This is a genomic window from Bacteroides sp. AF32-8BH (assembly GCF_003435205.1).
GTDB classification, from domain to species: domain Bacteria; phylum Bacteroidota; class Bacteroidia; order Bacteroidales; family Bacteroidaceae; genus Bacteroides; species Bacteroides ovatus.
On the sequence record NZ_QVLZ01000003.1, the window covers coordinates 216,345 to 228,660 of the forward strand.

The 12,316-nt window shown below is 39.5% G+C and carries 5 protein-coding genes, 1 tRNA gene and 1 pseudogene; 3 read left to right on the forward strand and 4 right to left on the reverse strand.

All coding sequences use genetic code 11. The features are described from left to right. Positions 1-98: 98 nt before the first annotated feature. Both DWZ47_RS03710 and DWZ47_RS03715 read right to left on the reverse strand, forming a co-directional pair. A pseudogene (locus DWZ47_RS03710) lies at positions 99-794 on the reverse strand (phage integrase SAM-like domain and Arm DNA-binding domain-containing protein); the annotation flags it as partial. A gap of 242 nt (positions 795-1,036) precedes the next feature. Next, positions 1,037-1,109, reverse strand: a tRNA-Lys gene (locus tag DWZ47_RS03715). A gap of 121 nt (positions 1,110-1,230) precedes the next feature. Here DWZ47_RS03715 and ettA point away from each other — a divergent pair. The 3 genes from ettA (at position 1,231) to DWZ47_RS03730 (ending at position 8,322) form a co-directional block, all read left to right on the forward strand. Beyond that, the gene (gene ettA, locus DWZ47_RS03720) at positions 1,231-2,922 is read left to right on the forward strand and encodes an energy-dependent translational throttle protein EttA (protein ID WP_117512338.1); all 1,692 of its coding nucleotides are present in this window, start codon (positions 1,231-1,233) and stop codon (positions 2,920-2,922) included. Positions 2,923-3,138: 216 nt separating this feature from the next. Next, complete coding sequence (locus DWZ47_RS03725) at positions 3,139-6,444, forward strand: carboxypeptidase regulatory-like domain-containing protein (RefSeq protein WP_117512339.1); 3,306 nt, start codon at positions 3,139-3,141, stop codon at positions 6,442-6,444. A gap of 300 nt (positions 6,445-6,744) precedes the next feature. Beyond that, positions 6,745-8,322, forward strand: coding sequence for a hypothetical protein (locus tag DWZ47_RS03730; protein WP_117512340.1), 1,578 nt, complete (start codon positions 6,745-6,747; stop codon positions 8,320-8,322). 126 nt (positions 8,323-8,448) lie between these two features. Here DWZ47_RS03730 and DWZ47_RS03735 read toward each other — a convergent pair whose 3' ends face one another. Both DWZ47_RS03735 and DWZ47_RS03740 read right to left on the reverse strand, forming a co-directional pair. Then, positions 8,449-9,549 (reverse strand): endonuclease/exonuclease/phosphatase family protein, encoded by a 1,101-nt coding sequence (locus DWZ47_RS03735; protein WP_117512341.1) that lies wholly within the window; start codon positions 9,547-9,549, stop codon positions 8,449-8,451. A gap of 77 nt (positions 9,550-9,626) precedes the next feature. After that, entirely contained in the window at positions 9,627-12,248 is a 2,622-nt protein-coding gene (locus tag DWZ47_RS03740) for an ATP-binding protein (RefSeq protein ID WP_117512342.1), read from the reverse strand. Positions 12,249-12,316: the final 68 nt, after the last annotated feature.

Here is a 12,316-nt window from a genome sequence, read left to right on the forward strand (position 1 = left end):
AGCAACTAATTAGTACCGGAGGAAAATCCTCCGGTATAATCAAAAGTTATAATGAAATTTGTAAAATCAGTGTGGTGTAACTTTAGTGTTTACTGCCTTATTTTAATCTCGTCCATCGTCAGAAATTCAGGATCGGTTTCTTCCAGTTTGAAGCGATAGTAAGTAAACGGATCTTTCTTTATCCAGTCGTTTTCCAAAGCAATGCGGATTATCTTCTTCAAGTTCTTCAATCGGGTGATAGCTGAATTCTGCGCACAACCTTTTTCAATCTTCAAGAAAGCATCGAACTTAGAAATGAAGTTGGCTTCCAAGTTATTCAGAGCAATATCAGATAACTGATATTCTTTCTTTATGAATTCCTCTAAATATCGGGTAGTGGTTTCATACCGTTGTACCGTTTTACTTACGAAGTCTTTGCCTATCAGTTTACGGCTTTGTTCGTTATGCTCCTTGAATACTTGCAATAGCGTTTTGTTATCTTCGTCCACACCATAAAACAACTTTCTCACAAGATCAACAGTGATTACTTTACCGGAAGTTTCCAGTTCTCTATAAATTTGGTGTACGTGTGAACGTGTGATTTCTAAGTAGTGGTTCAGTTCCACCGACATACGGTCTTTGCCTTTTGAATTTTCTTTTGCCTGATTCCATAGGTTTACGGGACAGCTTCTTTTGATAGAAATATCTACCATACAGCCGTTTACGGTGATTCTCATGCACACGGGTGCTTCTCCGTTCTTTAATAATTTGCCTTTCTTGATGAAGAACAATACAGAAAATGATTTTCGAGCCATTTTTACATCGTTTTTAAAGTTACAAAACTATGTATTCTCTTCCAAAGTAAGTCTATGCAAAATACTATGAATCAGTGAGAAAGATGCAAATTCGTGGGACTTTTTTAGATTAAATTTTAGTCCCACGATTTATCCACCGATAATATGCTTGAAACGGCTATTTTCTGCTACCTGCTAGAAAAAAGAAATCCCTGATAATGTCTGATTATCAGGGATTTGCTTGATTCTTCTTTTGTTTTCAGTGATCCGCCTGGGGCTCGAACCCAGGACCCCAACATTAAAAGTGTTGTGCTCTACCTGCTGAGCTAGCGAATCAATCCTACAGTGCTTTCTTTCGAATGCGGGTGCAAAGGTAGAACATTTTTTTATAACTCCAAAAGAATTCAAACATTTTTCTTATCTTTGTGCCATTATCAACAATATATAATCATACATTATGGCTGCTGACGATAAAAAAATTATCTTCTCAATGGTAGGAGTGAGCAAAGCTTTCACTCCTAATAAGAATGTGCTGAAAGACATTTACCTGTCGTTTTTCTATGGAGCGAAAATCGGTATTATCGGTTTGAACGGTTCTGGTAAATCAACGTTATTGAAGATCATCGCCGGTTTGGAGAAATCCTTTCAGGGAGAAGTGGTGTTTTCTCCGGGATATTCCGTGGGGTATTTGGCACAGGAACCTTATTTAGACAACACAAAGACAGTAAAAGAAGTAGTGATGGAAGGTGTGCAACCCATTGTTGACGCACTGACAGAATACGAAGAAATCAATCAGAAATTCGGTTTGCCGGAGTATTATGAGGATCAGGATAAGATGGATGCTCTTTTTGCTCGTCAAGGTGAATTGCAAGATATCATTGATGCAACTGATGCATGGAATTTGGATAGCAAGTTGGAGCGTGCGATGGATGCTCTCCGTTGTCCGCCTGAAGATCAGCCGGTAGAAAATCTCTCCGGAGGTGAACGTCGCCGGGTAGCTCTTTGCCGTTTGCTATTACAGAAACCGGATGTGCTTTTGCTGGACGAACCTACCAACCATTTGGATGCAGAATCTATCGACTGGTTGGAACAACATCTTCAGCAATATGAAGGTACGGTTATTGCCGTGACGCACGACCGTTACTTCCTCGATCATGTTGCCGGATGGATTCTCGAACTAGACCGTGGTGAAGGTATTCCCTGGAAAGGTAACTACTCTTCCTGGCTGGAACAGAAGACAAAACGCATGGAAATGGAAGAAAAGACCGTCAGCAAACGTCGCAAAACACTGGAACGTGAGTTGGAATGGGTGCGCATGGCTCCCAAAGCCCGTCAGGCAAAGGGTAAGGCACGTCTTAACTCTTATGACAAGTTGCTGAATGAAGACGTGAAAGAGAAAGAAGAAAAACTTGAAATCTTCATTCCGAATGGTCCGCGTCTGGGTAATAAAGTCATTGAAGCGAAACAGGTGGCTAAAGCATACGGCGATAAACTGTTGTTTGACGATTTGAACTTTATGCTTCCTCCTAATGGTATTGTTGGTGTGATCGGTCCCAATGGTGCGGGAAAGACGACACTGTTCCGTCTGATTATGGGATTGGAGACAGTAGATAAAGGAGAATTTGAAGTAGGAGAGACTGTAAAGGTGGCGTATGTAGACCAGCAACACAGAGACATTGATCCGAATAAGAGTGTTTACCAGGTAATTTCCGGTGGTAATGAGCTGATCCGCATGGGAGGACGTGACATCAATGCACGTGCATACCTTTCTCGTTTCAATTTCTCCGGAGGCGATCAGGAAAAACTTTGCGGTGTACTGTCCGGTGGTGAAAGAAACCGTTTACACTTGGCGATGGCTTTGAAAGAAGAAGGCAATGTACTGTTGCTTGATGAGCCTACCAATGATATTGATGTAAATACATTGCGTGCTTTGGAAGAAGGTCTGGAAGATTTTGCCGGCTGTGCCGTAGTTATCTCGCATGACCGTTGGTTCCTCGATCGTATCTGTACACACATCCTTGCTTTTGAAGGAGACTCCAATGTATTCTACTTCGAAGGGTCTTATTCAGAATACGAAGAAAACAAAATGAAACGTTTGGGAAATGAAGAGCCGAAGCGTGTTCGTTATAGAAAGTTAATGACTAACTAGTATAAAGTAATAGATTGAAGCATTTCTAATGCTTTCTGTTTCAAAATAAAAGGCTCTGCAAATATTGTAGAGCCTTTATCGTTTTATAACGTGGCGAAACGTTTATCTCTCTTAAAAAATTGTAGTGTAATCGTAATGTAGTTCTAAATATTATTAATTATATTTGTGCACAGTTTTTAAAAGCAAACAATTTATATTAACTAATCAACTACATTTATGTTAAAGAGAATGCGATCTTTCTTAGTGCTAGTAATGTTGTTTATTGCTGTCACGATGAGCGCGCAGGTTACAACAGCCACGATGAGTGGTAAAGTGACCGCACAAGATGAACCAATCATTGGAGCAACAGTCGTTGCGGTTCACGAACCATCAGGCACTCGTTATGGTACAGTGACTAACGTCAGTGGTCAATTTAATCTGCAGGGTATGCGTACCGGCGGCCCTTACAAAGTAGAAATTTCTTATGTTGGTTATCAAACAGCTATTTACAAGGGAATTAATCTTTTACTGGGAGAGAATTATGTTTTAAATGTTTCTTTAAAAGAGAGTTCAGAACTGTTGGACGAAGTAGTAGTGACTGCTTCTAAAGAGAGTAATATGAAGTCTGACAGAGCAGGTGCTATTATGAATGCCAATCGTGATATGATTAATAGTACTCCGACTATTTCTCGTAGTATTAGCGATATCATGCGTCTTTCTCCACAAGGTGCTGATGTTGGTAACGGTTTTGCAGTAGGTGGTGGTAACTATCGTCAGTCATTTGTAACAGTTGATGGTGCTGCTTTTAATAATACATTCGGGTTGGGAGGTAATCTTCCGGCTAACGGATCTCCAATTTCTTTGGATGCTTTGGAACAAGTTACAGTAGCTGTAACTCCATTTGATGTTCGTCAGAGTGGTTTTACAGGGGGTGCAATTAATGCAGTAACCCGTTCAGGAGATAATCAATTCCGTGGAACTGCCTATATGTATTTTAATAATGAGAATCTAAAAGGAAGCAAGGTTGATGATTATGAACTTTTACGTTCTAAAGCTCAATATTATACTTATGGTGCAAGCTTTGGTGGTCCGATTATAAAAGATAAGTTGTTCTTTTTTGTGAATGGAGAATATGAGGATAATGTAACTGCGGGATCAAGTTATCTCCCACGTACTGCCCTAGGACAGAGCTATAGCAGTGGAAATGTACATCGCCCTCTTCAAAGTGACATGGATGCTATAAGCAATTTCTTAATAAATAAGTATGACTTTAATCCAGGGAAGTATAATGGCTATTCAACGGATACTCCTGCTTATCGTATTATGGCACGTGTTGATTGGAATGCCAATCAAGATAATAAGGTTAGTTTCCGCTTTACCAGAACGCATACTAAAGATTCTAACTTCCCTACTAGTTCAACCAATCCATTGTATTCATCAGATCTTTATCCAGGAGGTAAATCTAATGAAGTTATAGATGGTAAGCCTGTTGGTGACATTGCCAAAGGACAGGGACGTACTTCTAAATATGCCTTGAGTTTCTCGAATTCCAACTACTATCAAGTGCGTGACTTTACTTCTGTTGCAGGTGAATGGAACTCGCGTATGGCTCAAGGAGCAATGAATAATATGTTGCGTTTTGCATATTCCTATCAAGATGAGCCTCGTTCATTTGATGGTCCTCTTTTCCCGACAGTTGATATTTTACAAGATGGTGCCGTATATGCTAATTTTGGCGCAGACCTTTTCACAGCAGGCAATCTGCGTCAGACAAAAGTATTCACTATTACAGATGAGTTCAACTGGAATGTAGGTATTAATAAGTTTATGGCTGGTTTCCAATATGAGCATACGAAAGCTATTAATGGTTATATGTTAGGAGGTGCTGGCTACTATGTCTATTCAACTTGGGATGATTTTGTAAATGATAGAACTCCGCAGGCTTTTGCTATAACTCACTCAAATTCACCTGATATGTCTCAATTCCTTGCAGAATTGAAATTTCAACAATATTCTTTGTATTTGCAGGATGAGATTTCTGTTTCAGAAAATTTTAAGGTAACAGGTGGACTTCGTTTTGAATTGCCAACTTATCCTTCTTTAAAGAATAATTATAATGAAGAGTTTGCCAAATTAGATTTTGGTGGTCAGCATTATTCTACAGATCAGCTTCCGGGTGCAAAAGTATCTGTTTCTCCGCGTGTTGGCTTTAACTGGGATATAACCGGAGACCGTAAGTATGTACTTCGTGGTGGTACAGGTCTGTTTGTAGGACGTATGCCTTTCGTATGGTTGATTTCTGCTGTGGGAAATTCAGGTGTGGGACAAACTACTTATTATTATACGGATGCTGCTACTGCTCAATACAAACCAAGCTTCCATGCAAATCGTGATGAGATATTGAAAGACCTTTATGGCGGTCAGACACATTCAAAAGTAGAGCTTCCTAAAGACCCTACCATTATTGATAAAGATTTGAAGATGCCTTCTACTTGGAAGACTTCATTAGCCCTTGATATGAGATTGCCGGGTGATATTAATTTTACATTAGAAGGAATTTACAGTCGTGACTATAATCCTGTTGTTATAACTAATCGTGGTTATGAGTTACAAGATGCAAAATTGACTCTTTCTCCAAATGACGTTCGTGATACTTATAAGATATATAATAAAGGTCAGAATGTTTATCTTTTAGAAAACTGGAAAAAAGGTGCTTATTACTATTCAATTTCTGCGCAGTTACGTAAAAACTTTGATTTTGGTTTAGATTTATCATTTGCTTATACACATTCAAAGTCTCGTTCATATAGTGATGGTATTGGTGACCAGGTAACTTCAGCTTATAAGACTAATACTTATTCAGTAAATGGTATTAATGAACATGAATTGGGTTATGGTACTTATGTAGCTCCTGATCGTATATTGGCAACAATCGGTTATAAAAAAGAATACGGCAAGCATTTTGCAACCAGTGTTTCTTTATTGTATGAAGGAATGCAAATGGGGTATTCTGGAACATGGGGGTATAGCCGATACTCATATACTTTCTCTGGTAATGTTGTAGGTGATGCGGGTGCTAATAGCTTATTGTATATTCCTGCAACACGTGAAGAATTGGATAATTGGAATTTTAGTGATGCTGCCTCTTATCCTGCTAAGGAACAAAAGGATGATTTCTGGAATTATATTAACCAAGATAAGTATCTGAAGAATCGCAAAGGTAAATATGCAGAAAGAGGTGGAGCTGTTATGCCTTGGCATCATCAGGTTGATTTTAAATTGAATCAGGATTTCTATTTGAATGTTGGGGGCAAACGCAACTTGCTGCAAGTAGGAGTTGATATCAAAAATCTTCCTAACTTGTTAAATAACAGTTGGGGACTTTATAAGCAAGTAATTAGTTCTAGCTTACTGCAATATAAAGATGGAGAATTTACAATGAATAAGAATGCTGGTGAGAAACTGACGAGTACTTATCGTGATTTCCAAAGTTTTAAATCTACTTATTCAGTACAGTTTAGTGTACGTTATATTTTCAATTAATAGTAGTTTAATATCATAATAAAAGAAAGCCGGGCAATTTTTAAATTGCCCGGCTTTCTTTTATATTATAAGAATAAGGTGAAGTATATAGATCTGCTGCCGAGTTTATTATTTATATGTATATTATATGTCTATGTTTTAAAATAAGTTGCTTTTATCTTTGTACTGTCCGTTTTATTCCTTATATTTGAAAGACACATAAACAAATAGCCTATGGAAATATAAAGACCTCTCTTTGCTGTCGTATTCAATCGACATTTTGTTTTTCATATCAAGTCATTAACTTTAAACTAGAACATTATGAAAGCAATTGTTAGCCCTTTGTACTTCATTTATTTGTTCGTTCTAAGCCTTTTTATAGGTTTCTCTATTGGTAGTTGTAGTGACAATGAATTTGAAGAGTTGAGTGATAATAGTAATGTGACGAAAGTTCAAACACGAGCTGTACCAACTCCTGTATTTGATTGGGAAAATGCGGATTGGATGCCCACTCCTCCAATGCAGTCTCGAATCCCTTCCCCATGGTCCGGACAAGGAAGTTTGGTTGGAACGTATGGAATTGATATAGTCAATGATAGAAAAGCATTTGATGGATGGGAATTATTGTATAATACATTCGATTCGAATGTAACTGCTCCTTTGGTAAATCCTTATTTTATACTTTATAATAAATATAGGGGAATAATGCGTATCTATTTATATTTAACAACTTCATTTGTTACGACTTCCTCGTATATTCAAGATGGTATAACTGTTGTTTCGAATCGTAAAACATCTATTTTAAATTATTTGGGGCAAGATATTATTGATATCGCTAAGGAGCCAAATAAGCAATATATGCAAATGCAACCCGCTCCTATAGATGGTTCTCTACCGTTGGCAGCTAATCGTTGGTATATGATGCAATACGAATTAGCTTATGATCCCAATTTAGCTGATATTCCATATAAGGATATTCAGTTTAGCTGGACTTTAAATTATTATAATGTTCAACAGATAAGTCTAGGAGGGAATATAACAGGCAGTCTTAATGGAACAATTGGAAGTGCATCAGGATCAAATTTGTTTAAACCCTTATTAGGTGTTGGTAAGGCTGTGGGTACTGGTGTGTTGGCAGGAGTTGGAAAGGATTTAATCACTCATAATACTATTAATGCAGAAACTGGAGAAAATAAACTGGGATTGTCTAACAAGATATTTAAAGACGTGGCAAAAGGAGTTTCTGCCGCTTTATCTGCTGCATCGGGAAACATTCCAGGTGCAATTATGGGATTATTAAGTGCAGTTGCAGGTGGCAGTTCTTCCACTCCTATACCTATTAGTTTGACATTAAAGGCTGAAATTGAGCTGAAGGGTACTGGGACAGAGGGTGGAGCTTTTCCTTCAACTCCTGTTTCATTTTGGATACCAGGAACGAATATTACATCGGAAGCTACCGGGTTTGTTCCATTATATGATAAAAGCTTAGGTATTCTCTATTTGCGTGAGAAACCTACGGTAATACTTGATAAGTACTTTGATGAAAAATATTATGAGATAGACCCAATGTACGGTCATGATATGTTAGATGGGTATAAGTATTATTGTTATCTTCCAAAATCTGTAGATTTTTCAAGCTATTTAGTTATAAATCCAGAAGTTGAAAGAATAGCGAATATTGAAATTTTGAAACAGGATTTAGTAAGTGGGGGGGCATTGGGGCTTGATTATGAATATTGTGGAGAACTTGATGTCATGTTGAATAGATTTGGACCTTATCTGATATGGCCATTAGCAGTGCGTTTTACAGTTAAAATATCTCCCAAAAATGGGGCTGCTCCATCTATTATAATAAAGACTTTTGAAATTAATCATGAGTTTAGAAACTGGCCTTATTAGAAATTGAATGAAAGAATGCAATTTAGAGTTTAGAATAATCAAAGGTCTATTTTAAATAGGAATCCCCTATATGAGTCTTATTCATTGTAATTGAGAATGCTAATATAAGGGATTTCTTATCTTCTTTTATAACTTCACCCTCATCACCACCGGATTATGATCGCTATAAGTAAGATCCGGCGAGAAGTAATCCGTAGTATTCAGTTCCGGTGAATGGAGAATATAGTCGATTCTTAACAGATGCTTGAAGAACTTGAAAGTATACATATACCCATGACCACTCGTCTGAAAACCATCCTGCAACTTATCACCTTTTACAGTGTGATAAACATACGAAGACGGCAGAGAGTTAAAGTCACCGCAGATGATAGTAGGATAGGGAGAGGCAGCTATCAGTTGCTTTAGAGTATTAGCTTGTACGGCACGTTTCCGGAAATTCTCATGTAATCCGTCAATCAATCCCAAAGCAGCACGTTCCACCCTTTGAGAATCATCCGTGCGGAGTCCCTTTTCCAGTTTGCGCTTGTTCTGACTTACCTCCGTTGTTTGGAGATGATTGTTGAACAGGCGGATGATACGGCCATTAATCTCAATATCACACCAGAGACTGCAATTTTTCGAATCAGGATAGACGATAAGATTCTCCTCCTTGATGGGGTAGCGGCTGAAAACAGCCAGCTGCAACAAATGTTTTCCTTCGGGAGAAATAGGGATATAATAATACGGCCAATCAGAAAGAACCGCAGCTATACTGTCTACACCAAACTCATCATTAATGCCAAACTCCTGAAAACAGAGAATATCTGCTTGCAGATTTCTCATGTAAGAGGCTATCTCTTTGCATGAATAACCGGTATGCTCATGATTAAAAGCGTCAACGTTGTAAGTAGCAACAGTTAAAATACCAGGAGTATACGCGTTCATTTTGACCATTGGAGCCGAAGCCGGGCTGAAAAAAGGAGATTGAATCACACAACTAATATAGCTCCAGTTACTGAATATAGCAATCAGAGGGATGAAAACCCAACACCGCCAACGGATCGTCCAGTAGATGACAGAAGCAAGGTTAGCCAACAAAAGTATCGGTAAAATCAAACCGATGAAAGGCATAAATTTGAAACTATCCGGTGCGGCATTACCTACGAAGGCGCCCGCAATGGTAACTCCTGCCAAAATACTGGTCAGCACGATGGATATGTAATAAAACAGTCTGTAAAAGGCTTTCATCTAATCTAAGTTATTGGGTGATTATATCACTATTAAAGCGTTTTCTATACAATATGTACTCTATAATATGTGCCCTTTTACGGAGGCGACAACCATTTATGAATCATAGCTTTCAGCTTATCATCCGCTATCGGTTTAGCTATAAAATCATTGCATCCTGCCTCTTTCGCCGCTTTCCGGTCCTGCTCATAGGCAAAGGCACTTTGAGCAATGATAGGAACAGTGGCAGACAGCTCCCGAATGATTTTCGTTGCCTCCAATCCATCCAAATTCGGCATTTTAATATCCATCAGGATAAGATCGGGTTTCACCTCATCGAACATCGTGACAACCTCCATTCCGTCATGCGCACGAATAATCCGGTGCTCCTTACCTAAGATAGCCTCCAATAAATCAAAGTTACTGTCCGTATCCTCGGCAACCAAAATACAAGCATGCCGTGTATTTACAGCACTGCTCATACCTCCGCTCGTCTCATCATCATTCTTTTTCTCCGAATCTACACTCACGGATTCTGCAACCGTATACGGCAAAGTAAATGTAAACGTCGTTCCCTTACCAAATTCGGAGCTGACGGAAATCTTGCCCCCGAGACGTTCAACGATAGACTTACAGATAGATAATCCCAACCCAGTGCCCTGTGCATGATTGTTCAGCTTGGCAAAACGTTCGAACACACGACCCACTTTCTCCGGCTCAATTCCTGTTCCGGTATCCGTTACGTGGAAAACAATCTGGTTATCCACCAGCTTATAACCATAACTGATACTTCCTTCTTTCGTAAACTTAACAGCATTCCCAATCAGATTCGAAATCACCTGGAACACTCGATTCTTGTCCGTCTCAATCATCAGACTCTCGTCCGAAGACTCATAGACAAGGTTCACTCCCTGCGGCGTACGGAATATATGGGCATCGTGTACTTCCCGGCAGAGATTATGGAGACTAGCCGGTCCGAAGGAAAACTCAATAGTCCCCGATTCAATCTTCGAGAGATCGAGAATCTCGTTGATAAGTTGCAAAAGACGCTCGTTGTTCGCGTTTACGATGTTGTAGTACGTCTTTCGTTCTTCCGCATCATCACTTTCGGCAATGAGATGCGAGAACCCCACAATAGCATTCAGTGGAGTACGTATCTCATGACTCATATTGGCAAGGAAAGCCGATTTCAAACTATCAGACATTTCCGCTTTTTCCTTCGAAGACAGTAGCTCCCTCTTCATCATTTCCAGTTCCGTGACATCCCATTCGATGCTGACGATGATAGGCGAAGACAATTCGTCCCCATCCACCCGGATCTTCCGCTTGTCAAGGATAATCAGGTTTCCGTTCCGGTCCTTTCCTTCCACCGTCCAGTGCATACCTTTTCCGCTGGTGGCCACTTGAATATCCTCCTGTCTCTTCTTCTCTGCCACGATAGGCGGGTAGAAATCGAAGTCATTCTTACCGACAGGATCGTTCTTGTAAAGATCGCGGTTATAAGCCTCCCGGTTCCGGTAAATGTACCGGAAATCATTATTGATCTCCTTCACAACAATCCCCGCGGGGAGATTATTGATCGTCGTATCCATGATTTGATTCAGCCGTTTGATTTGGGCTTCATACCGAATCCGTTCGGAAATATCATGGGCAAACGACCAGTAACTTTCTTCACCGGAATCATTGGTGACGTTGTACATCGTACCTTCGTAAGCCAATATATCTCTATTGATTTTCGACGGATGGTGAGCCACAAAGTTACTGCTGCCACCGTGTATGACATCTTTGCAACGTTCGTTCCAAGCCTCTTGCGTAGGCATATCTGCGGCAACATTGTAAATCTTTAATTGACTGATGTCTTCGTTTTCTGAAATACCATGATTGTACAGGAAACGACGGTTAGCGAAGATAATCGTGCCATCGGGTCTGGCGGCAAAGATACTTTCTTTGGCATTGTTGATGGCATGAGTCAGTGTGTTGATGTCATTTCTGCGATGCTGTATATCCGTGATGTTCTGAATATACCCTTCGATGTTGAAACTACCGTCGGGGCGCTCTTCACGCAAATAAGTCTGGATACGCATATAGAAGATTTCTCCGTTCAGGCGAACGCGATAACTGATGCTCTCCATGTTGAGCTCTTTCTCGTTCACGTGGCACCATTCAATAAAACTCTGACGATCTTCTTCTACAATCAGTTCCACATATTTCTCAATGGCAAGGTTTTGTACATTTTCCTCGCACAAAACACCAGTATATCCAAGATAATGAAAAATATTCTGTTTCGTATTATACGTCCATTGTCCTATCTGGGCTACCTTTTGAATGGCCCGCAGGGTGAGATTTGCCTGTTCCAACTGTCTTTTTACGTTGCTTCTTTGCGTGATGTCGCGATATTGGCAAAGCACCATACCGTCATAAGGGAACATGAGGCATTTGAAGTAAAAAGTTTCGTCTTTCAGCACCAACTTGAAGTTCTTGCTGATGCTTCTTTGTTCTTCGAGTACAATCTGGAAGATGGGCATCACCCTCTCTCTCGTATATTCTGGTAAAAGCTCAAATATATTTTTTCCTAAAAGTATATCCTCTTGCAGAAACCATAGATCACAATGAGGTTCAATGTCTACGCAGACTCCGTGCCTGTCAACCAATAGCATTGTATCTGCCGTCAGTTTCAATATTCTTTGTGCGTTATTCGCATCATGTAATATTCTGTTCATGTCTGTTTTTTATTAGATGATAGAGACTAATGTCTTAATAGTAAGGATAACAAAAGATAATAGTATTT

Excerpts from the sequence above, each read along its gene's own strand:
- ettA (WP_117512338.1), top strand. The coding sequence starts at position 1,231 with ATGGCTGCTGACGATAAAAAAATTATCTTCTCAATGGTAGGAGTGAGC.
- DWZ47_RS03725 (WP_117512339.1), top strand. The coding sequence starts at position 3,139 with ATGTTAAAGAGAATGCGATCTTTCTTAGTGCTAGTAATGTTGTTTATT.
- DWZ47_RS03730 (WP_117512340.1), top strand. The coding sequence starts at position 6,745 with ATGAAAGCAATTGTTAGCCCTTTGTACTTCATTTATTTGTTCGTTCTA.
- DWZ47_RS03735 (WP_117512341.1), bottom strand. The coding sequence starts at position 9,549 with ATGAAAGCCTTTTACAGACTGTTTTATTACATATCCATCGTGCTGACC.
- DWZ47_RS03740 (WP_117512342.1), bottom strand. The coding sequence starts at position 12,248 with ATGAACAGAATATTACATGATGCGAATAACGCACAAAGAATATTGAAA.